This is a genomic window from Xanthomonas sp. 3793 (assembly GCF_024806835.1).
Taxonomy (GTDB): Bacteria; Pseudomonadota; Gammaproteobacteria; order Xanthomonadales; family Xanthomonadaceae; genus Xanthomonas; species Xanthomonas arboricola_F.
This window is the reverse complement of the sequence record NZ_JANTYU010000001.1, coordinates 1,381,651-1,402,776: the sequence shown is the minus strand read 5'-3', so window position 1 is coordinate 1,402,776 and position 21,126 is coordinate 1,381,651. Positions and strand designations below refer to the sequence as shown.

Annotated in this window: 18 protein-coding genes, 2 pseudogenes and 1 riboswitch; of the genes and pseudogenes, 18 read left to right on the top strand and 2 right to left on the bottom strand. The window is 66.7% G+C overall.

The genetic code is table 11. The features are described from left to right. The first annotated feature begins 16 nt into the window (after positions 1 to 16). The 16 genes from ssuC to FHY18_RS05740 all read left to right on the top strand — a co-directional run bounded on the left by ssuC (position 17) and on the right by FHY18_RS05740 (position 18,084). A complete protein-coding gene (gene ssuC, locus FHY18_RS05815; protein WP_259152325.1) occupies positions 17 to 811 on the top strand; it encodes an aliphatic sulfonate ABC transporter permease SsuC in 795 nt (264 codons plus the stop codon). After that, positions 808 to 1,644, top strand: coding sequence for an ATP-binding cassette domain-containing protein (locus tag FHY18_RS05810; protein ID WP_259152324.1), 837 nt, complete (start codon positions 808 to 810; stop codon positions 1,642 to 1,644). The genes ssuC and FHY18_RS05810 overlap by 4 nt, the downstream gene beginning before the upstream one ends. A gap of 237 nt (positions 1,645 to 1,881) precedes the next feature. After that, on the top strand, positions 1,882 to 4,467 hold the full coding sequence (gene clpB, locus FHY18_RS05805; protein ID WP_259152323.1) for an ATP-dependent chaperone ClpB: 2,586 nt from the start codon (positions 1,882 to 1,884) through the stop codon (positions 4,465 to 4,467). A gap of 204 nt (positions 4,468 to 4,671) precedes the next feature. Further along, positions 4,672 to 5,958: an aminotransferase class I/II-fold pyridoxal phosphate-dependent enzyme gene (locus FHY18_RS05800; protein WP_259152322.1), complete on the top strand. Its 1,287-nt coding sequence runs from the start codon at positions 4,672 to 4,674 to the stop codon at positions 5,956 to 5,958. A gap of 446 nt (positions 5,959 to 6,404) precedes the next feature. Continuing rightward, a riboswitch (cobalamin riboswitch) is annotated at positions 6,405 to 6,631 on the top strand. Positions 6,632 to 6,747: 116 nt separating this feature from the next. After that, positions 6,748 to 8,625, top strand: coding sequence for a TonB-dependent vitamin B12 receptor (gene btuB / locus FHY18_RS05795; RefSeq protein ID WP_259152320.1), 1,878 nt, complete (start codon positions 6,748 to 6,750; stop codon positions 8,623 to 8,625). 239 nt (positions 8,626 to 8,864) lie between these two features. Next, positions 8,865 to 9,458, top strand: a complete 594-nt coding sequence (locus FHY18_RS05790; protein WP_259152318.1) for a hypothetical protein — start codon at positions 8,865 to 8,867, stop codon at positions 9,456 to 9,458. A gap of 86 nt (positions 9,459 to 9,544) precedes the next feature. Next, positions 9,545 to 10,066 (top strand): hypothetical protein, encoded by a 522-nt coding sequence (locus FHY18_RS05785; protein ID WP_259152560.1) that lies wholly within the window; start codon positions 9,545 to 9,547, stop codon positions 10,064 to 10,066. After that, entirely contained in the window at positions 10,063 to 10,674 is a 612-nt protein-coding gene (gene cobO / locus FHY18_RS05780; protein WP_259152317.1) for a cob(I)yrinic acid a,c-diamide adenosyltransferase, read from the top strand. Before FHY18_RS05785 ends, cobO begins: the two co-directional genes overlap by 4 nt. Positions 10,675 to 10,746: 72 nt before the next feature. Then, complete coding sequence (gene cbiB, locus FHY18_RS05775; RefSeq protein WP_259152316.1) at positions 10,747 to 11,661, top strand: adenosylcobinamide-phosphate synthase CbiB; 915 nt, start codon at positions 10,747 to 10,749, stop codon at positions 11,659 to 11,661. Between the two features lie 84 nt (positions 11,662 to 11,745). Next, positions 11,746 to 12,729 (top strand): threonine-phosphate decarboxylase CobD, encoded by a 984-nt coding sequence (gene cobD / locus FHY18_RS05770; RefSeq protein WP_259152315.1) that lies wholly within the window; start codon positions 11,746 to 11,748, stop codon positions 12,727 to 12,729. Beyond that, positions 12,726 to 14,201 carry a cobyric acid synthase gene (locus FHY18_RS05765; RefSeq protein ID WP_259152313.1) on the top strand — a complete coding sequence of 492 codons (1,476 nt, stop codon included), beginning with the start codon at positions 12,726 to 12,728 and terminating at the stop codon, positions 14,199 to 14,201. The genes cobD and FHY18_RS05765 overlap by 4 nt, the downstream gene beginning before the upstream one ends. Beyond that, the gene (cobU, locus tag FHY18_RS05760) at positions 14,189 to 14,710 is read left to right on the top strand and encodes a bifunctional adenosylcobinamide kinase/adenosylcobinamide-phosphate guanylyltransferase (RefSeq protein WP_259152312.1); all 522 of its coding nucleotides are present in this window, start codon (positions 14,189 to 14,191) and stop codon (positions 14,708 to 14,710) included. The genes FHY18_RS05765 and cobU overlap by 13 nt, the downstream gene beginning before the upstream one ends. Continuing rightward, on the top strand, positions 14,707 to 15,753 hold the full coding sequence (gene cobT / locus FHY18_RS05755; protein WP_259152311.1) for a nicotinate-nucleotide--dimethylbenzimidazole phosphoribosyltransferase: 1,047 nt from the start codon (positions 14,707 to 14,709) through the stop codon (positions 15,751 to 15,753). Before cobU ends, cobT begins: the two co-directional genes overlap by 4 nt. Then, positions 15,750 to 16,352, top strand: a complete 603-nt coding sequence (locus FHY18_RS05750) for a histidine phosphatase family protein (protein WP_259152310.1) — start codon at positions 15,750 to 15,752, stop codon at positions 16,350 to 16,352. The genes cobT and FHY18_RS05750 overlap by 4 nt, the downstream gene beginning before the upstream one ends. Further along, positions 16,349 to 17,083 carry an adenosylcobinamide-GDP ribazoletransferase gene (locus tag FHY18_RS05745; RefSeq protein ID WP_259152309.1) on the top strand — a complete coding sequence of 245 codons (735 nt, stop codon included), beginning with the start codon at positions 16,349 to 16,351 and terminating at the stop codon, positions 17,081 to 17,083. Before FHY18_RS05750 ends, FHY18_RS05745 begins: the two co-directional genes overlap by 4 nt. Before the next feature lie 98 nt (positions 17,084 to 17,181). Next, a complete protein-coding gene (locus FHY18_RS05740) occupies positions 17,182 to 18,084 on the top strand; it encodes an AraC family transcriptional regulator (RefSeq protein ID WP_259152307.1) in 903 nt (300 codons plus the stop codon). A 118-nt stretch (positions 18,085 to 18,202) separates the two neighbouring features. Here FHY18_RS05740 and FHY18_RS05735 read toward each other — a convergent pair. Continuing rightward, positions 18,203 to 18,781, bottom strand: a pseudogene (locus FHY18_RS05735) (siderophore biosynthesis PLP-dependent protein); the annotation flags it as partial. Positions 18,782 to 18,783: 2 nt separating this feature from the next. Here FHY18_RS05735 and FHY18_RS05730 point away from each other — a divergent pair. Further along, a pseudogene (locus tag FHY18_RS05730) lies at positions 18,784 to 18,963 on the top strand (adenosylcobinamide-GDP ribazoletransferase); the annotation flags it as partial. Between the two features lie 431 nt (positions 18,964 to 19,394). Beyond that, entirely contained in the window at positions 19,395 to 20,531 is a 1,137-nt protein-coding gene (locus FHY18_RS05725) for a hypothetical protein (RefSeq protein WP_259152558.1), read from the top strand. Positions 20,532 to 20,540: 9 nt separating this feature from the next. Here the strand turns inward: FHY18_RS05725 and FHY18_RS05720 are convergent, their stop codons facing one another. Then, a complete protein-coding gene (locus FHY18_RS05720) occupies positions 20,541 to 21,107 on the bottom strand; it encodes a hypothetical protein (protein WP_259152306.1) in 567 nt (188 codons plus the stop codon). Positions 21,108 to 21,126: the final 19 nt, after the last annotated feature.

Genomic DNA, 21,126 nt, shown 5'->3' with positions numbered 1-21,126 from the left:
CCACGGGGGCGATGCAATGAGCGCCCGTGCATGGCGGTGGGGCAACCGGCTGTTGCCGTGGCTGTTGCCATTGACGGTGCTGGCCGCATGGCAGGGCGCGGCATCGATCGGTTGGCTGCCGCAGCGCATCCTGCCGGCGCCGGACGCGGTGCTGCGTGCGGCGGCCACGCTCGTGCAAAGCGGAGAGCTGTGGCAGCACCTGGCAATCAGCAGTTGGCGCGCCGCCGTGGGCCTGGTCATCGGCGGCAGCCTCGGCCTGGTGTTGGGCCTGTTGACCGGCGTGTCGCGCGTGGCCGAACGCGTACTCGACAGCAGCCTGCAGATGCTGCGCAACGTGCCGCACCTGGCGTTGATTCCGCTGGTGATCCTGTGGTTCGGCATCGATGAGGGCGCCAAGTTGTTTCTGGTGGCGCTGGGTACCTTTTTTCCGATCTATCTCAATACCTACCACGGCATCCGCAGCGTGGACCCGGCGTTGATCGAGATGGCGCGCAATTACGGATTGCGTGGGCCGCAGTTGTTCATCGATGTCTTGCTGCCCGGCGCACTGCCATCGATTCTGGTCGGGCTGCGCTTTGCCTTGGGACTGATGTGGCTGACCTTGATCGTGGCCGAAACCATCTCGGCCAGTTCCGGCATCGGCTACCTGGCAACCAATGCGCGCGAGTTCCTGCAGACCGACATCGTGGTGGTGGCGATCGTGCTGTATGCACTGCTCGGCAAGCTTGCCGATCTGGCCGCACGCGGGCTCGAGGCCTGGTGGCTGGGCTGGCATCCGGCTCAGCAACGGCGCGCGCAGGTGTCGCGATGACCACACCAGGCAACGGCCTGCCGCTGAGCCTGCGTGGCATCGTCAAGCGCTATGGCGGCAGCGATGTATTGCGCGGCATCGATCTGGAGATTGCAGCAGGCAGCTGCGTGGCCGTGGTCGGTCGCAGCGGCTGCGGCAAGAGCACGCTGTTGCGAGTCATCGCCGGTCTCGAAAGTGCCGATGCCGGACGCCTGGACAGTGGCGATGCGCCGCTGGCGCGCCGGCGCGATGCGGTGCGGCTGATGTTTCAGGATGCGCGGCTGCTGCCATGGAAACGGGTGATCGACAATGTGGCGCTCGGCCTGGGCCGTGCCGGGCGCGCGCAGGCACAGGCAGCGCTGGATGCGGTGGGGCTGGGCACGCGCGGCGGTGACTGGCCTGCGGCGCTGTCCGGCGGGCAGCGGCAACGCGTGGCGCTGGCGCGCGCATTGGTGCATCGGCCGCGGCTGTTGCTGCTGGACGAGCCGCTGGGCGCACTGGATGCGCTGACCCGCATCGAGATGCAGCAGCTGATCGTGCAGCTGTGGCGGCAGCATGGCTTCACCCTGGTGCTGGTCACCCATGACGTCGCCGAAGCCAGCGCGCTGGCCGACCGCATCGTGGTGATCGAGCACGGCCAGGTCGGCCTGGATGTGGCAGTGCCGGTAGCGCACCCGCGCACTCCCGGCTTGCCGGCGCTCGCCGCGATCCAGGGGCAGGTGCTGTCGCGTCTGCTGGGGACCGCACAGCTGCCGGCGCCGGCGGCCACTGAAGATGCCGAGGACGCAGAGGACGCCGGTGCGGGGCAGGGCGGTGCGACGCACGCCACTGTGCCGCTGCGGCGGATCGTCTAGCGGGCGGGTCGTCGGCCTGGGTCCGCCCCCAAGCCAATGCCAATGCCAACGCGCAGAGCCAACGCGCAGAGCCAACGCGCAAAGCCAACATTGCGCAGCCCCACAGCAGGCAGCGTGCGCCGGGCTTGGTGCCCCGCATCTGCACTTGCGGCATCGGCCACACCTTGAAACCCCGCACAGCAACCGCATCTGCACGGTATCGCCGGCGTTGCCGGCCACCCGTTCAGAGGATTTCCCATGCGGATGGACAAGCTCACCTCGCGGTTCCAGCAGGCACTGGCCGACGCACAGTCGCTGGCCGTGGGCCGCGACCACAACATCATCGAGCCGGTGCACGTGCTGGCCGCGCTGCTCGACCAGAGCGGTGGCAGCACGCGCCCGCTGCTGTCGCAGGCCGGCGTCAACGTGCCGCTGCTGCGCGAGCGGCTGGGCGAGGCGCTGGACACGCTGCCCAAGGTGTCGGGGCAGGAAGGCAACCTGTCGATCGGCAACGATCTCAACCGCCTGCTCAACCAGACCGACAAGCTGGCCCAGCAGCACGGCGATGCCTTCATCGCCAGCGAGTGGTTCGTACTGGCGGCCGCTGACGATGCCAGCCCGCTGGGTGTGGCCCTGCGCGCGGCCGGCGGCGACAAGAAGAAGATCGAAGCGGCCATCGACAAGCTGCGCGGCGGCGAGACCGTGCAATCGGAAAACGCCGAGGAACAACGCCAGGCGCTGGAGAAATACACCATCGACCTGACCGCGCGTGCGGAGAGCGGCAAGCTCGATCCGGTGATCGGCCGCGACGAAGAAATCCGCCGCACCATCCAGGTGTTGCAGCGGCGCACCAAGAACAACCCGGTGCTGATCGGCGAACCCGGCGTGGGCAAGACTGCCATTGTCGAGGGCCTGGCCCAGCGCATCATCAACGGCGAAGTGCCCGAAGGCCTGCGCGGCAAGCGCGTGCTGTCGCTGGACATGGGCGCGCTGATCGCCGGTGCCAAGTTCCGCGGCGAGTTCGAAGAACGCCTCAAAGCCGTGCTCAGCGACCTGTCCAAGAACGAAGGCCAGATCATCCTGTTCATCGACGAGCTGCACACCATGGTGGGCGCCGGCAAGGCCGATGGCGCGATGGACGCCGGCAACATGCTCAAGCCGGCGCTGGCGCGTGGCGAGCTGCACTGCATCGGCGCCACCACGCTGGACGAATACCGCAAGTACATCGAAAAGGACGCCGCGCTGGAGCGTCGCTTCCAGAAGGTATTCGTGGGCGAGCCGACGGTGGAAGACACCATCGCGATCCTGCGCGGATTGAAGGAACGCTACGCGGTGCATCACGGCGTGGAGATCACCGACCCGGCCATCGTCGCCGCCGCTACCTTGTCCAACCGCTACATCACCGACCGCCAGCTGCCGGACAAGGCGATCGATCTGATAGACGAGGCGGCATCGCGCATCCGCATGGAGATCGACTCCAAGCCGGAGGAACTCGATCGCCTGGAGCGCCGCCTGATCCAGCTCAAGATCCAGCGCGAGATGCTGAAGAAGGAAAAGGACGAGGCCTCGCGTCAGCGCCTGGCCGATCTGGAAACCGACATCGACAAGCTCGAACGCGAGTTCTACGACCTCAACGAGTTGTGGACGTCGGAGAAGGCTGCGCTGCAGGGCACCACCAAGGTCAAGGAGCAGATCGAGCACGCCAAGCTGGAACTGGAAGCCGCGCAACGGCGCCAGGACTACGCCAAGATGAGCGAGATCCAGTACGGCGTGCTGCCGCAGCTGGAAAAGCAGATGCTGCTGGCCAACGAGGTCGAACATCACGACTTCAAGCTGGTGCAGGACCGCGTGACCGCCGAGGAAATCGCCGAGGTGGTGTCGCGCTGGACCGGCATCCCGGTCAACAAGATGCTCGAAGGCGAGCGCGACAAATTGTTGCGCATGGAAGACGAGCTGCACCAGCGCGTGGTCGGCCAGAACGAGGCGATCAAAGTCGTCTCCGATGCGGTGCGGCGTTCGCGCGCCGGCCTGTCCGATCCCAATCGTCCGAGCGGTTCGTTCCTATTCCTGGGTCCCACCGGCGTGGGCAAGACCGAGTTGTGCAAGGCGCTGGCGGACTTCCTGTTCGACAGCACCGAGGCGATGATCCGCATCGACATGAGCGAGTTCATGGAGAAGCATTCGGTCTCGCGGCTGATCGGTGCGCCTCCGGGTTATGTGGGCTACGAGGAGGGCGGCTATCTGACCGAGGCGGTGCGTCGTCGTCCGTATTCGCTGATCCTGCTGGACGAGGTGGAAAAGGCGCACGCCGATGTCTTCAACATCCTGCTGCAGGTGCTCGACGACGGCCGCCTCACCGATGGCCAGGGCCGCACGGTGGACTTCCGCAACACCGTCATCGTGATGACCTCCAACCTGGGCTCGCACCAGATCCAGGAGCTGTCCGGCGACGGCAGCGCCGAGGCCTATACGCAGATGAAGGCGGCGGTGATGGGCGTGGTGCAGGCGCATTTCCGCCCGGAGTTCATCAACCGGCTGGATGACATCGTTGTGTTCCACCCGCTGGACAAGGCGCAGATCAAGTCGATCGCGCGCATCCAGTTGCATGGGCTGGAAAAACGCCTGTCCGAGCGCGGCCTCAAGCTGGACCTGGACGATGCAGCGCTGGAATTGCTCGGCAATGTTGGTTTCGATCCGGTGTACGGCGCGCGCCCGCTCAAGCGCGCGATCCAGTCGCAGGTGGAGAACCCGCTGGCCCAGCAGATCCTCTCCGGCCACTATCTCAGCGGCGACACCGTGCGCGTGCGTGCAGAAGGTGGGCGGCTGCTGTTCACCAAGGGCTGAGACGCGGCGCCGGCCGCAGCGCTGGTAGAACTTGAAGCAAGCAACGGGCACTGCGCAGGCAGTGCCCGTTTGCGTAAATGGATGGCGCATGCGGGGCATTCGTTGGCGCTCACAACGCGGCGGCATGAGGTCATTCCCGCTGGTTTGCAAACGCACCTGCAGTCCCGGCTATGGTCGGCACTCTTTCCGAGAGCGAGCCGCGCCATGACCGATCCGCAGTGGAAGCCCGAAACCATCGCCGTGCACGGGGGCTATCGTCCCGATCCGACCACGCGCGCGGTGGCGGTGCCGATCTACCAGACCGTTGCCTATGCCTTCGACGATACCCAGCATGGCGCGGACCTGTTCGACCTCAAGGTGCAGGGCAATATCTACAGTCGCATCATGAACCCGACCAACGACGTGCTGGAGCAGCGCGTGGCGGCGCTGGAAGGCGGCATCGGCGCGTTGGCGCTGGCGTCGGGGCAGGCGGCGGTGACCTATGCGATCCAGACCATCGCCGAGGCTGGCGACAACATCGTCTCCTCCAGTGCCTTGTATGGCGGCACCTACAATCTGTTCGCGCATACCTTGCCGCAGTTCGGCATCGGCACGCGCTTTGCCGATTATCGCGATCCGCAGGCGTTTGCCGGATTGATCGATGAGCGCACCAAGGCGGTGTTCGTCGAGTCGATCGGCAATCCGCGCGGCAACATCACCGACATCGAAGCTGTTGCCGCGGTAGCGCATGCGCACGGCGTGCCGTTGATCGTGGACAACACCGTGGCCACGCCGTCGCTACTGCGGCCAATCGACTTCGGTGCCGACATCGTGGTGCATTCGTTGACCAAGTACCTGGGTGGTCACGGCAACAGCATCGGTGGTGCGATCGTGGACAGCGGGCGCTTTCCGTGGGCCGCACACAAGGCGCGCTTCCCGCGCCTCAACGAGCCGGATGTCAGCTACCACGGCGTGGTATATACCGACGCGCTGGGCGAGGCCGCCTACATCGGCCGCGCGCGCGTGGTGCCGCTGCGCAATACCGGCGCGGCGTTGTCGCCGTTCAATGCGTTTCTGATACTGCAAGGGATTGAAACCTTGCCGCTGCGCATGGAGCGCATCAACGCCAACACGTTGGCGATTGCTCGCTACCTGCAGCAGCATGCGCGCGTTGCCTGGGTCAATTACGCCGCGCTGCCGGACCATCCGGAACATGCGTTGGCGCAGAAGTATCTGGGCGGGCATGGTTCGGGCGTGCTGACCTTCGGCTTGCCGGGCGGACGCGCGGCCGGTGCGCGGTTTCTGGATGCGTTGCAGCTGTTCACCCGGCTGGTGAATATCGGCGATGCCAAGTCACTGGCGACGCACCCGGCGTCCACCACCCATCGCCAGCTCGGTCCAGCCGAACTGGAGCATGCCGGCGTGAGCGAAGACACCGTGCGGCTGTCGATCGGGATCGAGCATATCGATGATCTGCTGGCCGATCTGGAGCAGGCGCTGCAGGGAGCGTGAGATGCACATAAGGCTTCGCTCGCATCCTCATCCGGCGCTGCGCGCCAGCTTCTCCCGATGGGAGAAGGAACAGGCTTTCGATATGAGAAGGGAACAAGCCCCTCTCCCCGCGGGGCGATGAGGTATGGCTTGCGCGCCATTGGCGCGCGTGCCTCGGAGCGCCGCCGGCGCGGGCGGGGGCGCGGAGCGAGGGGTTGGGGTGAGGGTACGGGGACAAAGCGCATACGTCTGTGCGCGATGAAGCTCGTCAGCGGATCTGCCCGACCTGCTACTTCCCTACGCTGCATGAGGCTGCGCTCCGTCCCCTCATCCGATCCTTCGGGGCAGCTTGTTGCTCATGAAACAGGGCAATGTCCGGGGAGAAGGCATCGGCATTCACCATTCCGGCGCGTGGCGACGCGCTTGGCTTGGCTTGGCCGGTGGTCGCAGACCGTGGAGGCGCCTGCTACCATGCGCGCCCCTGAGGTGACTGCCGGCTGGCCGGTGGTTTAAACGGGAATCCGGTGCGCGCATCGCCTTGGGCGATGCGCAAGTCCGGAGCTGCCCCCGCAACGGTGGGCGAGACAAGGGTCCGCAGGTAAAGCCACTGTGCTGTGCATGGGAAGGCGTGGATCCGGGAAGCGACCGCTTCCGCTCGCAAGCCCGGAGACCGGCCTGAGGGATTGATCCGGCACGCGGTGGGCGTGGCCCTGTGCATCTGGTGCTTGCGCGCCGGATGCCTGGCCCGTTGCTGCCTGCCGACCCCCATTGCCCCCGCGCGGGTAGGCGCGGTTCCAGGAGCAGCAGTCGATGTCCGTTTCTTCCGTTTTGCCATGTCGCGCCGTGTTGGCCGCGGGATTGTCGCTGTGCCTGGCCAACCTGGCCCAGGCCGAGGCCGCCATCGATCTGGACGAAGTGGTGGTGACCGCCTCGCGCACCGCGCAGACTCAGGACCAGACACTGGCGCCGGTCACCGTGATCGACCGCGCGCAGATCGAGCGCCGCCAGGTCAATTCGTTGCAGGACCTGCTGCGTGGCGAGGCCGGTGTGTCGCTGGCCAATAACGGAGGTCCCGGCAAGCAGACCTCGCTGTTCCTGCGCGGCACCGAATCGGATCATCTGGTGATATTGATCGACGGCGTGCGCATCGGATCGGCTACTGCCGGCGGCGCGGCACTGCAGGATCTGCCGATCGAGCAGATCGAGCGCATCGAGATCGTGCGCGGGCCGTTTTCCAGCCTGTACGGCTCCGAGGCGCTGGGCGGGGTGATCCAGATCTTCACCCGTCGCCCGCAAGGCAGCTTCGTGCCCACGCTGAGCGTGGCGGCCGGCAGCGACAATGCGCGCCGTTATGGCGCCGGTGTCGCCGGGCGCAGCCAGGGCGATCTGAGCGAGGCCGGCGGCTGGTACGCAGTGAACGCGGTGCACGACGAAACCGATGGCATCAATGCGTATCTGGATACCAGTTCCAGCGCCTACGACCCGGACCGCGACGGCTATCGCAACGATTCGTTGAGCATGCAGGGCGGATGGCGCTTCAATCGCCAGTGGGATGCCGATGTGCACGCCTTGCGTGCGCAGAGCCGCAACGAATACGACGGCTCGGCCTTCGGCGGCAATCTGTCCAAGGGGGTGCAGCAGGCCGTGGGCGGCCGCGTGCGCTATGCGCCGAGCGATGCGCTGAAATTCACCGCCAGCCTGGGCAGCAGCGCCGATTTCAGCGATGCGTATTACGAGGGTGCGTACCTGTCCAGCTACGACACGCGTCGCAAGCAGGGCTCGCTGCAGGCCGACGTCAACACCGGGCCGGGCCTGCTTACGGTCGGCTTCGACTGGCAGCGCGACGCCATCGCCAGCAGCGACACCTACGACGCCGACAGCCGCATCGACCGCGCCGCCTTCGCGCAGTGGCAGCAGGGCTTCGGCAGCCAGTCGTTGCAGGCCAGCCTGCGCCGCAACGACAACAGCCAGTTCGGCGGCAAGACCACCGGCAGCCTGCTGTGGGGCTGGGATGTTGCCGAGCATCTGCGGCTGACCGCCAGCTACGGTACCGCGTTCAAGGCGCCCACCTTCAACGAGCTGTACTACCCGGATTACGGCAACCCGCTGCTGGGACCGGAGACCTCCAAGAGTGCCGAGCTGGGCCTGCGCGGCACCTACGCCTGGGGGACCTGGACGCTCAGCGCCTTCCAGACCCGCATCGACGATCTGATCGCCTACGACGCTGCGCTGGTGGATGCGGCGCACCCCTTCGGCCAGCCGAACAACATCGACAAGGCGCGCATCCGCGGCGTGGAAGCCGGCTACGACACCGACCTGGCCGGCTGGACCCTGCGCAGCGCGCTGACCTGGCTGCAGCCGCAGGCCGATGGAGAGGTCAACCATGGCAACTGGTTGCCGCGCCGGGCGCGGCAGAGCGGGCGCATCGATGCCGACCGCAGTTTCGGCGCCTTCGGTGTCGGGGCCAGCCTGTTCGGTTCCGGCAAGCGTTACGACGATCTTGCCAACACCGAGCGGCTGGCCGGCTATGGCCTGCTGGATCTGCGCGTGAGCTATGCGATCACCGCAGACTGGAAGGTGCAGTTCACCGCAAACAACGTCTTCGACCGCCAGTACGAGACCGCACGCTGGTACGCGCAGCCGGGGCGCAATTATCTGCTGACCTTCCGCTACCAGGCGGCGCAGTAACGCGGAGGTAGCCGATGAACTGTGCGATGGTGGGATGCACGCCGCCGGTGGCAACATCGCGCAGTTCCCCGTACCGGCGGCAATGGGTTGTCCTGTAGCACCAGTGAGCAGACCGCTGCAGCGGTGCTGCCAGCGGCCCGGCAACATCGGCAGTCATGCGCTACTCGTACACTGCAGCATCGACCCGGTTAACTGTCTCCATTGCTAGCGCGTCTGCGTCTGTCTTCAAGGGAACACCGATGACCCCACTCTCCCGTCCCGCCCAACGCACGGTCTTCATCGCCTTGATGCTGGTGATGACCGCCACCCGCTTTCATCACGTCAGCGACTGGCTGCATCTGCCGGATGCATCGATGGCGGTGTTTTTTCTGGGCGGTCTGGCAGTGCGACGGCACGTGTTCTTCGTTGCCCTGCTGGGGTTGTCGGTGGCCATCGATTGGGCCGCGGTCACGCTGGCCGGCGTCAGCGACTTCTGCATCACCGCCGCCTATGCGGCGCTGCCGCTGGCCTACGGGGTGCTGTGGTACGCCGGCCGTGCGTATCACGCGCGCCTGCGCCCGGACGCCAGGTCGCTGTGGCTTGCGTGGGGGCTGGGCAGCCTGGCCGCGGTGATGTCGTTCCTGATCTCCAATGGCGCGTTCTACTGGTGGGGTGGGCGCTATGCCGAGCCGCATTGGGCGCAGTATCTGCAGCGCGCAGCGCAGTGGGGTCCATTGTTCGTGCGCACCACCGCGCTGTATCTGGCGGTTGCGCTTGCCGCTGCGTGGTGCGTGGTGCGCTGGCGTACCGCGCGCGCTGCGGCGCCGCTGTCGGCCCCGCTGGAGCTGTCGTGACGGTTGCGCGACGAACCGGCACGCCGGCGCGTGCGCCACTGCAAGGCGCTGCAGCATGGGTCTGCGGTAGCGCGTTGGTGTTGCTGATGGTGTGCACCCGCGGCGAGCATTTCGCCAGCGTGGATGCATTGCCCAGCGCATCCTGGGCGGTGTTCTTTCTGGCCGGGGCCTTGCTGCGCCCGCGATGGATGCTGCCGCTGCTGTTCGGGGTGGCATCTGCGCTGGATCTGATTGGGCTGGTCTCTGGCAGCATCAGCGATTGGTGCCTGTCGCCGGCCTACTGGGCGCTGGCGTTGGCGTATGCGGTCCTGTGGCTGGGTGGGCGCGTGTACGCCCTGCAGTTGCATGCCGACGCCTGGCGCGATGCAGCCCGCCTGCTGTGCGCCGTGCTGCTCAGCGGCAGCCTGGCGTATCTGCTCTCCAAGGGCGGCTTCTACTTCCTCTCCGGCCGTTATCCGCTGGCCACGCTGAGCGGTTTTGTCGCTCGCGTGCCGGACTATTATCCGCATGCACTCGGCACGCTGTCAGGCTATGTCGGCATCGCCTTCGTGCTGCTGGCAGCACTGCGTGGCATCGCCGCGCGTCCACCGATCGGAGCACGTGCATGAGCCCCCCCGAACACGACGACGCGCATTACCGGCAACGCGCGCAGCGCAAGAAGGAACTGGTGGACCGGCGCATCGCGCGGGCGGTCATCGATCGCGGCGTGCTGCTGGTCAATACCGGCAACGGCAAGGGCAAGAGCTCGTCCGGCTTCGGGATGCTGGCGCGCTCGCTCGGACATGGCCTGTACTGCGGCGTGGTGCAATTCATCAAGGGCACCTTTTCCACCGGCGAAGAAGCCTTCTTCCGCCGCTTTCCGGATCTGCTCGACTATCACGTGATGGGCGAAGGCTTTACCTGGGAAACCCAGGACCGCGCACGCGATATCGCCGCTGCACAGGCGGCGTGGCAACTGGCGCGCGGCATGCTGGCCGATCCGCGCTACGACTTCGTGCTGCTGGACGAACTCAATATTGCCCTGGTCAAGGATTACATCGCGCTGGATGAGGTGCTTGCGGCAGTGGCCGCGCGTCCGCCGGGGCAGCATGTGGTGATCACCGGGCGCGGTGCGCCGGCCGGGTTGATCGACGTCGCCGACACCGTCACCGAGATGCGCCTGATCAAGCATGCCTTCGACGCCGGCATCAAGGCGCAGCTCGGTATCGAGTTGTAGGCATGGCCACGCACCTGCCAGGGCTTGCAATTGCATCGGCGTGTTGCCTGCAATGATCCAGGGCTGCGTGCCATGACGCTGGTGATTGCCGTTGCCGCCGTGCTGCTGGACCTGCTGCTGGGCGAGCCGCGACGCGCGCACCCGTTGGTGCTGTTCGGCCAGTGGGCGCAGCGCGTGGAAGCGCGCCTGTACCGCGATCATCGCGGCGCAGGAATGTACGCATGGTGCGCGACGGTGGTGCCATGGACGCTGCTGGCCGCAGCGCTGCAAACACTGCTGTGGTGGTGGTCGGTATGGGCGGCAACCGCCTTTGCCGCCGTGCTGTTGTATCTGGCACTGGGATTGCGCAGCCTGGGCGAGCATGCGCAGCCGGTGATCGACGCGTTGCAGGCCGACGACCTGGCCGCGGCGCGTCTGGCCGTGGGTCGCATCGTCAGCCGCGACACCGCTGCGCTCGATGCCACCCAGGTCGCCGCCGCGGCCACCGAGTCGGTACTGGAAAACGGCAGCGATGCGGTGTTCGCCGCGCTGTTCTGGGGCGTGCTGCTTGGCGCGCCGGGTGCGGTGCTGTATCGACTGTCCAATACGCTGGATGCGATGTGGGGCTATCGCACGCCGCGCTACGCCAACTTCGGCTGGGCTGCTGCGCGCATCGACGATGTGCTCAATTGGCTGCCCGCGCGCTGCACCGCCGCGACCTATGCGCTGCTCGGCCACAGCCGTGCCGGCATGCGCTGCGCCTGGCGGCAGGGACGCGGCTGGAAGAGCCCCAACGCCGGTCCGGTGATGGCGGCCGGTGCCGGCGCGCTGCAGGTGCAGCTGGGTGGGCCGGCGCCGTACCACGGCCACTGGCAGATACGGCCGCCGCTGGGCGAGGGCTTGCCGGCCAGCGCTGGCAGCGTGCGTCGCGCGCTGGTGCTGGTACGTGCCGGGGTGCTGCTGTGGGTATTGCTCGGCGCACTGGCATTGGCGCTGCCGACCCCATGACGGGCCGCACCCCCTTCGCGCGCAGGCGCTGCGCCGACCATCGGCAACCTGCGTGCAGTCACGCAGCATCATCTGGAGCCGCTCATGCTTGAACACGGAGGCCGCTTGCGCCGCGCCGCGCAGGCCTACGGCATTGCGCTGCCGCACTGGCTGGATCTGTCCACCGGGGTGAGCCCGTTCGCCTGGCCGGTGCCTGCCATCCCCGGGCAGGTGTGGCAGCGCCTGCCGGAAGACGACGATGGCCTGGCCGACAGCGCTGCGGCCTATTACGGCGCGCCGCACGTCTTGCCGGTCGCCGGTTCGCAGGCGGCGATTCAGGCCTTGCCGCTGTTGCGCAGCCGCAGCCGTGTGGGCGTGCTGGTGCCGGGCTATGCCGAACACGCGCACGCGTGGCGACGTGCCGGCCATACCGTCGTGCCGCTGCCGGCCGGTCCGTTGTTGCAGGCGGCGGACACTTTCGACGCGGTGGTGCTGATCCATCCCAATAACCCGGGTGCAGACAGGTTCGATCGCGAAGTCCTGTTGCAGCTGCATGCGCGTCTTGCGGCACGCGGCGGTTGGTTGGTGATCGACGAAGCCTTCATGGATGCCACGCCCTCCGATAGCGTGTGCGCGCAGACGCCACAGCCGGGCTTGATCGTGCTGCGTTCGGTCGGCAAGTTCTTCGGTATGGCCGGTGCGCGGGCCGGGTTCGTCTGCGCGCAGCCGCAGCTGCTGGACGCGCTGCGCGAGCAGTTGGGGCCATGGGCCGTGAGCGGCCCCACCCGCTGGGCGCTGCAGCAGGCATTGGCAGATACCCAGTGGCACGCGCAGGCGCGCGAACGCCTGCACGCGGCATCGCAACGGCTTGCGCAGCTGTTGCGCCGCCATGCGATTGCGCCCACCGCAGGCACTGCGTTTTTCCAGTGGTGTCGGCGCGACGATGCGGCGGCGTTGCATGCAGCGCTGGCGCAACGCGGCATCCTGACCCGCCTGTTCGATACCCCGGCCAGTCTGCGCTTCGGTCTGCCGCCCGATGCGACCGCCGAAGCGCGCCTGGATGTCGCGTTGGGCGAGGTGGTGGCATGAGCGCACGCGTGTTGATGGTGCAGGGCTGCACCTCCGACGCCGGCAAGAGCACGCTGGTGGCCGCGCTGTGCCGCTGGCTGCATCGCCGGGGCGTGGCAGTGGCGCCGTTCAAGCCGCAGAACATGGCGCTGAACTCGGCCGTCACCGTCGACGGTGGCGAGATCGGCCGCGCGCAGGCGGTGCAGGCGCAGGCCTGCGGGCTGGAGCCGCAGGTCGATTTCAACCCGGTGCTGCTCAAGCCCGCCAGCGACACCGGGGCGCAGGTGATCGTGCATGGTCACCCGGTCGCCACGCTGGATGCGGTGGGCTATCACGCCTACAAGGCCACTGCGCGCACTGCGGTGCTGGCCTCGCACGCACGGCTGGTCGAGCGTTTCGATGTCGTGCTGGTGGAAGGCGCCGGCAGCCCGGCGGAGATCAACCTGCGCGCCAACGATATCGCCAACATGGGCTATGCCGAGGCGGTGGATTGCGCGGTGATCCTGATCGCCGACATCGACCGCGGCGGCGTGTTCGCGCATCTGGTCGGCACCTTGGCCTTGCTGTCGGAGAGCGAACGCGCACGGATCGCCGGGTTTGTGATCAACCGGTTTCGTGGCGATCTGGCGTTGTTGCAACCGGGCCTGGACTGGCTGGAACGCGAGACCGGCAAGCCGGTGCTCGGTGTGTTGCCGTATCTGCATGGCCTGCAGCTGGAAGCCGAAGACGCGCTGCCGCGGCAGGCGCTGCACAAGCCGCAGGCGCAGCTGCGCGTGGTGGTGCCTGTGCTGCCGCGGATCAGCAATCACACCGATGTCGATGCCTTGCGGGCGCATCCGCAGGTGGATGTGCACCTGGTCGTCCCGGGCCAGACACCGCCGGCCTGCGAGCTGATCGTGCTGCCGGGCAGCAAGGCGACGCGCCAGGATCTGCAGTGGCTGCGCACGCACGGCTGGGACACCGCCATCGCACGTCATCTGCGTTACGGCGGCAAGCTGCTCGGGATCTGCGGCGGCCTGCAGATGCTGGGCGAGCAGATCCACGACCCCGATGGCATCGAAGGCCCTGCCGGCAGCAGTACCGGGTTGGGCTGGCTGGCGCTGGAAACGCAGCTGCATCCGCACAAGCAGTTGCATCGCGTGCAAGGGCGCCTGGCGCTGGGCGATGCGGTGGCCGTCGGCTATGAAATCCACTGCGGCATCAGCACCGGCGATGCCCTGGCGCGGCCGCTGCTGCAGCTGGACGATGGCCGCAGCGATGGCGCCATGTCCGACGACGGCCAGGTGCTGGGCACCTATCTGCACGGCATCTTCGATCACCCGCAGGCACTGGCCGCGCTGCTTGCATGGGCCGGCCTGGCGCAGGCAACGCCGCTGGATCTGGCGGCGTTGCGCGAGGCCACATTCGACCGTCTTGCCGATGCAGTGCACACGCATCTGGATACCGCTGCGCTGCTGCGGCTCACCAGCAAGGAGCCGGCATGCGGCAGTTGATCCTGGGGGGCGCGCGCTCGGGCAAGAGCGCACTGGCCGAACGCCTCGCCGCCGACGCGGCAGGGCAGGTGCACTATGTGGCCACCGCGCAGGCATTCGATGACGAGATGCGCCAGCGCATCGCGCATCACCGCAGCCAGCGCCCGCCGCACTGGCACTGCGTGGAAGAACCCGTCGCGCTGGCCGCCACGCTGCAGGCGCAGGCCGCGCCCGATCGCTGCGTGTTGGTCGATTGCCTGACGCTGTGGCTGAGCAACCTGCTCGGCCACCCGGATGCGGGTGCATTTGCGCGCGAACGCGACGCACTGCTCGCAACGCTGCCGCAGTTGCCCGGGCAGATCGTGCTGGTCAGCAACGAGGTGGGGCAGGGCATCGTGCCGTTGGGCAAACTCACGCGTCGGTTTGTGGACGAGGCCGGCCGGCTGCATCAGGCATTGGCGCTACAGTGCGAGCGTGTGGTGTTTGTCGTGGCAGGTTTGCCGATGGTGCTGAAGGGAGAACGGCTGTGAGTAGCGACTGGATCTTTGCCGCATGCGCGGTGCCGGATGCGCGCGTGCGCGCGGCTGCGCTGGCACGGCAGGAACAACTGACCAAACCCCCCGGCGCGTTGGGCCGGCTGGAGCAGCTGGCCGTGCAGTTGGCGGCCTGGCAACGCAATGAGCAGCCGACAGTGCAGCGCGTCTGGATTGCGGTGTATGCCGCCGATCATGGCGTCGCCGCCGAAGGCGTGTCGGCGTTTCCGCAGGCGGTCACCGGTGAGATGGTGCGCAACTTCGCACGCGGCGGTGCGGCCATCGCAGTGCTGGCGCGCGAACTGGGCGCGCGGCTGGAAGTGGTGAACCTGGGCGTGGTCAACGACCCCGGCGATCTGCCGCGCGTGCGTCGCGCCTGGATCGCCCCGTCCAGCGCCAACATCTGCGAACAGCCGGCGATGACGCCCGGCCAGTTGCGCGACGCACTGGCCGCCGGCGCGCAGAGCATCGCGCAGGCCAGGAGTTGCGACACGCAGCTGTTCGTCGGCGGCGAGATGGGCATCGGCAACACCACCGCCGCCGCCGCACTGGGCTGCGCGCTGTTGTCGCAGTTTCCGCAGGCGATGGCCGGCGCCGGCACCGGGCTGGACGCCGAGGGCATCGCGCACAAGGCGACGGTGATCAGCCGCGCGCTGGCCTTGCATGCCGATGCCGCCACCCCGCTGGAACGGCTGCGCCGGCTCGGCGGGTTCGAGATCGCCGCCCTGGTCGGGGCGTATATCGCCGCCGCGCAGGCCGGCATTCCGGTGCTGGTGGATGGCTTCATCACCACCGCTGCAGCGCTGGTGGCCACCCGCCTGAATCCCGGCGTGCGCGAATGGCTGTTGTTCGGGCACCGCTCGCAGGAGCGCGGCCACGCCGCGTTGTTGCGCGCCCTGGATGCCGAGCCGCTGCTGCAACTGGACCTGCGCCTGGGCGAAGCCAGCGGCGCGGCGGTGGCGATTCCCTTGTTGCGTAGCGCGTGCGCGTTGCACAACGGCATGGCCACCTTTGCTGAAGCCGGGGTGTCGGACGCATGAGCGCGCAGATCAGCTTGTTGCGGCATGGCGACACCGGCCAGCGCAGCTACCGCGGCCAGCTCGACGACCCGCTCACCGCGTTGGGTTGGCAGCAATTGCGCGCAGCCACCGCCGCAGGCGAATGGGACGTGGTGGTGTCGTCCAGCTTGCAGCGCTGCGCGGCCTTCGCCACCGAACTGGCCGGCGCGCGTGGGTTGCCGCTGCAGCTGGACGCACGGCTGCGCGAATATCACTTCGGCCGCTGGCAGGGCGTGCCGGTGGCCGAGATCGATCGCGATGAAGGCGAGGCGCTCGGTCGCTTCTGGGCCGACCCGCTGCGCTACCCGCCGCCGCAGGCCGAGCCGTTTGCCGATTTCTGCGCGCGCCTGTCGGCCGCGCTCGACGCTATCGTTGGCGCCCATCCGAACCGACGTGTCCTGGTGGTCACCCACGGCGGTGCGATCCGCGCGCTGCGCTGCATGGTGGCAGGCAAGGGATTTGCCCGCATGACCGAACTGGCGGTGCCGCATGCCTCGCTGCATCCGCTGGCCTGGCCGCCGGCCAACGGCGTCGCCGCGGCGCTGCCGTCGGAGCCGCAGTCGGCACGCGACGCCGGATGATCGATGGGCTGCTCGCGGCGATCGGCTTCCTGACCCGCATTCCGGTGCCCGGCGCGGTGTTCGCCCGGCCGGGCGCGCAGGCGCGTTCGCTGCCGTGGTATCCGGCGGTCGGCCTGCTGCTCGGTGCGCTACTGTGTGGCCTGGCATGGTGCCTGCGCGATGTGGCGCCACTGCTTGGCGCGGCAGTGCTGCTGGGCGCATGGACCTGGCTGACCGGCGCCCTGCACCTGGATGGGCTGGCCGACACGACCGACGCCTGGGTCGGCGGCATGGGCGACCGCGCACGCACGCTGGCGATCATGCAAGACCCCAGCAGCGGCCCGATGGCGGTGACTGCGCTGGTGCTGGTGTTGCTGCTCAAATGCGCTGCATTGGCCACGCTGCTGCCGCATGCAGCGGGTGCGTTGTGGCTGGCGCCCTTGCTGGCACGCGCCGCGGTGGTGGCGGCCTTTTTGACCACGCCATATGTGCGCCCCGCCGGCATCGGCAGCGCGCTGGTCGCCGCACCGCGTGGGGGCTTGTGGCTGGCGTTGTTACTGGCGGTCGTGGTCTGCATGGCTGCCGGCACCACGATCGCGGCTGCCTGCCTCGGCAGTGCCGCAGTGGTGTTCGTTCTGTGGCGCCGCGCCTGCATGCAGCGCCTGGACGGCATGACGGGCGATACCTGCGGCGCACTGGTGGAACTGACCGAAGCTGCGCTGCTGGTGACGTTGGCGGTGTGGCCGGGCTGAGTCGCACGCGGTGCAATGGATGCACCATTGCGCAAGATCGGGACCGCGCCGGCAGCCGATGCAGGCGATGCTGATGCCGTCACCAGGGAGCCAAGACCATGCATGCAGCAGACTCAGCAGTCACCAGTTGGCAACGGGGCGTGGAGCGCGTCATTGCGCATCTGCAGGCCAGCATTCGCAACGGCGCTGCCTTGCCGGATCTGGCCGAGTTGGCCGCCATCGCGCATCAATCGCCGTATCACTTTCATCGGGTCTATCGCGCCCTGACCGGTGAGACCGTGGGCCAGACCGTGGCGCGCTTGCGGTTGAGCCAGGCCCTGCATTTGTTGGGCAGCGCAGAGGCGTCGGTGACTGCGGTTGCACTCGCGGTCGGTTACCAGACGCCACAGGCGCTGGCGCGTGCCTGCCGCAGCGCGCTGCAGGCCAGTCCCACCGTCTTGCGCTCGACACCGGCATTGCGGGCCAGCAAGTTGCAGCAGTTATCTGCGCCGGCAGCCGGGGCACAGCGTCCGTCAGCGCCGCTGCAGGTCAGCGTGCAGACGCTGGAGCCGTTCGAACTGGTGGTACTGCACAAGCGCGGCGCGTTCGACGATCTGGATCGCGGCTTCGGCCGGATCGTAGCCTGGGCGGCGCACACCGGCATCGTCGACAGCCTGCAGTCCCTGGTGGGATTGCCGCTGAGCGATCACCGTGACGTTCCCGCGCACGCGCATCTGTTCGAATGCGGCGTGGGCTTCGACGTGGCGGTCACGCCCGCAGCGCCCTTGCAGCTGCGTCGTCTGGATGGCGGGCCGCACGCCGTCCTGCGCCATGTCGGTTCGTATGCCGGGCTGGAAGATGCGCTGGACCAGCTGCTGGCCGCCTGGCTGCCCGACAGCGGTTATGTGCTGCGCGATGCACCGCTGCATTACCTGTATCTGGACGACCCGGAAGAAACGCCCGAGGCGATCCTGCGCGCCGATATCCGGGTGCCGGTAGTGGCGATCGAAACGCGTGGTTGAGGGTACGCATGCCGCGCCGCGCGCGGCTGATCTGCGAGCGTGCGGAGCGGTTGTGCAAGCTGTTGCCTGCGCGTGGAACAGCTGCAAGCGCAACATCGATGCCTTCGTGAGGTCGTCTTCAGTCGATCACCGGCAAAAACATCTTCTGCGGCGGCGGATGCATCAAAAACTGCTGGTGCGAAATATTCCATGCGTACGCACCGGCCAGCGGGAAGGCGATGCAGTCGCCTGCTGCCAGTGCGGCGACGGGCTGGTTGCGCGCCAGCACGTCCTTGGGGGTGCATAACTGGCCGACCAGCGTCACCGGCGTGTCGCTGATCACCGGAGCGCGGGTGCCGCGCAGCACGCGGAAGGGGTGGTCGTGGGCCTGCGCGGCCGGGGTGCGGAAATGGTGGGTGCCGCCGCGTGCGATCGCGAACCACTGGCCGTGGCTGCGCTTGATATCCAGCACCTCCATCAGGTACCAGCCGCAGCTGGCGCTGACGTAGCGGCCCGGCTCCAGGCGCAGGCGTAACGCACTGCCGTGCTCGCGCAGCAGCGCGGGCAGCCCGGCGCAGAAGGCGGCCCAGTCGAACGAGGACTGCGGCGCCAGATAATCCACGCCGAAGCCGCCGCCCGCGTTTACCCGCAGCGGCCCAAGCGCATAGGTCTGCCGCCATTGCTGGACGATGCGCAGGTACGCGGCAACCAGATGCAGCGTGCATCGTTGCCGGGCTGGCCACCGCGGCGTTGTGCGTCGGCATCTCCGCACTGGTGTTCGCACTCTGGCGCCGCGCCTGCCTGCAGCGGCTGGGCGGCATGACGGGCGATACCTGCGGCGCACTAGTGGAACTGACCGAAGCTGCGCTGCTGGTGGCTCTGGCGCTGTGGTCGGGTTGAACAGGCAGGCGCTGCAGCTGACGCAATCGTCCTCCCGACGGATGGACCCCGGCCCGCGCATCGTCTGCGCCTGCGCAGCGGCCGTGGGCGCTGCGACCATCGGCATCCGCCAGCGTGCGTTGCCTGCTGCGTTCTCCGGCGCAGGTGCAACACCGGTGTCGCTCGTGGCTTCCCGGCAGTTAGAGACGTTCCGCGCTTGGTCCACAAGCCTAACGAGGGCGTTCCGCAACAAGGCTTAGCATTTCCGATGTCGCTGCAGCACAATCGACCTGGAGGCGGCTGGTTCCGGAAGAAGCTTCAAAATTGCGTACTCAAATTTTGAGAACGTCTTGATATCAGTAACATACGTGCGCGGTAGAGCGCGAGTTGACATAACGGGTAAGGAAGCGCTCATGACACGACAAATCACAAAACTCGTAATCGGCGCGGGCATTATGGCCATCGCAACGCAAGTCGGGGCCAGCAAGTTTCTGATCGATATGCAAGGTGCAGCCGGAAAGCGTGTCAACGTCTACGCCAGTGACGCAATTATGGACTACACACCGATCAATGATGATCTCGCAAATCCTGACTCAAACCGTGTCATTCAGATTGATTTGACGATGGTCTATGAAGCGGTCGACCAACCCCTATGGTTGGAATATCAACTTCAGTTCAAATGCCCCAAGTCGATTCGGCGCGGCCGTGGCGCACCAAAGCACAAGGCTGATTCAACCGGCATATTGGACACGCCGGATTCCGTAGAATTCCGGGTGGCCAGCGGCGCAAAGACCATGAAACAGGATCCGGCGATCATTGATCTCCAGCCCACCGATTGGCAAAGCACGACCAGCTACACGATGCGACAGGCATGGAATGTAGCCTGCAACAGTGCCAGCATTGGCGATGCCAAACAAGCTGCGGCGGTCGATCGTGTGGTTAAGTCCGATACATTGCGAGCGAAACTGGCAGCCAGTGGCTTGAATGGACTGGAACTGGTCCCCGCCGGACTGTCGATGAGTTCGCTTGCCGATTTTACCTGGGAAACGCTGTGGTCTGACGTGCCGAAGCCCGCGATCAATGGCGGCCGCAAGCTGACGCCAGCAGAATCGGCAGCGCTCACGGCAAAATTGGCCCAAATGCAGCAACAAGTAACCGAAGCGCAGGGGACGGTGCAGGGCAATCTGGCGGCGATGAAGGCCGATCAGGATTTTATTCAGATCGCCGCTGAATACCGTGAAAAAAGGCGTTTAACGCGTAGTGAATCGCTCCTGATCCAGGTGTGGGTGGGTAAGACTGAGCAAGAGGTCGTCGCCGCGAACGGCAACCCGGCTGTCCGTCAGGCCGGGATCGCGCGGACGCTCTCTTATGGGCAGGCTTTTGACAATCGCGTCATGTGGCAGAATCTCGTGACCGGCGCGACTTACGATGGCGGCGGTTATAAAAGTTGCAACGTCCGCTATGTGCTGATCCCGGACAGCGCCGGGATGCTGAGGGTTGCCGATGTGAATATCTTCGTTGAGTCAAGTGGCGACACAAGAGGGATGCGTCGCGCCTGCACCGACATCTTGAACGTGCCAAACGGCTGAAACCATGGTCTATTTTCGAGCCGCGCTCATGCAAGCCGAAAGCTGGCGATACGCCAGTTGCAACTGGACAACTTTTGACCGGAATACCTCTTTCCCCTGAAGCTGGATGGCGAGCTCATTACTGTCCGGCTTTTCCTGCACCGATTTCTGCACGTCGATGGTCAGCAGTAACGCCCCATTGCTCTGGCCAGGCATGCTCACATGGGCGGCCTGAACATTCTGCGTAGGGTGGTTGGTAGATAACAACGTGATCGGAGCGATCTCGGCCTTTGTCACCGGGGGGATTGCCTCGCTGATGAGCCAAAGACTGCCATGACCCTTTTTCGCCATCCCGGCGTCGGCGGGACCGCGAAGCGACAAGGTGGAATCTGGCGTGATGAAATTAACCGAGCAGTGGTAACCGGTGTTGACGGGTTCGCGTACCAGCACCCAATTACCCTCAACCCCTTTGTAGAAGGATTCGCTGAACATCGGCTTATCCGGATCCGCGCCTCCGAGCAACTCAGGGGCGATTTGAGCAACGCAGGGGCTAGTCCATGCCATGGTGACTACTAAGCCGATCAGCCAATTCTTCATCTGAAATCGTTCTCCATTC

Coding starts and splice junctions, on each gene's coding strand:
- ssuC (WP_259152325.1), top strand. CDS start 17: ATGAGCGCCCGTGCATGGCGGTGGGGCAACCGGCTGTTGCCGTGGCTG.
- FHY18_RS05810 (WP_259152324.1), top strand. CDS start 808: ATGACCACACCAGGCAACGGCCTGCCGCTGAGCCTGCGTGGCATCGTC.
- clpB (WP_259152323.1), top strand. CDS start 1,882: ATGCGGATGGACAAGCTCACCTCGCGGTTCCAGCAGGCACTGGCCGAC.
- FHY18_RS05800 (WP_259152322.1), top strand. CDS start 4,672: ATGACCGATCCGCAGTGGAAGCCCGAAACCATCGCCGTGCACGGGGGC.
- btuB (WP_259152320.1), top strand. CDS start 6,748: ATGTCCGTTTCTTCCGTTTTGCCATGTCGCGCCGTGTTGGCCGCGGGA.
- FHY18_RS05790 (WP_259152318.1), top strand. CDS start 8,865: ATGACCCCACTCTCCCGTCCCGCCCAACGCACGGTCTTCATCGCCTTG.
- FHY18_RS05785 (WP_259152560.1), top strand. CDS start 9,545: ATGGTGTGCACCCGCGGCGAGCATTTCGCCAGCGTGGATGCATTGCCC.
- cobO (WP_259152317.1), top strand. CDS start 10,063: ATGAGCCCCCCCGAACACGACGACGCGCATTACCGGCAACGCGCGCAG.
- cbiB (WP_259152316.1), top strand. CDS start 10,747: ATGACGCTGGTGATTGCCGTTGCCGCCGTGCTGCTGGACCTGCTGCTG.
- cobD (WP_259152315.1), top strand. CDS start 11,746: ATGCTTGAACACGGAGGCCGCTTGCGCCGCGCCGCGCAGGCCTACGGC.
- FHY18_RS05765 (WP_259152313.1), top strand. CDS start 12,726: ATGAGCGCACGCGTGTTGATGGTGCAGGGCTGCACCTCCGACGCCGGC.
- cobU (WP_259152312.1), top strand. CDS start 14,189: ATGCGGCAGTTGATCCTGGGGGGCGCGCGCTCGGGCAAGAGCGCACTG.
- FHY18_RS05750 (WP_259152310.1), top strand. CDS start 15,750: ATGAGCGCGCAGATCAGCTTGTTGCGGCATGGCGACACCGGCCAGCGC.
- FHY18_RS05745 (WP_259152309.1), top strand. CDS start 16,349: ATGATCGATGGGCTGCTCGCGGCGATCGGCTTCCTGACCCGCATTCCG.
- FHY18_RS05740 (WP_259152307.1), top strand. CDS start 17,182: ATGCATGCAGCAGACTCAGCAGTCACCAGTTGGCAACGGGGCGTGGAG.
- FHY18_RS05720 (WP_259152306.1), bottom strand. CDS start 21,107: ATGAAGAATTGGCTGATCGGCTTAGTAGTCACCATGGCATGGACTAGC.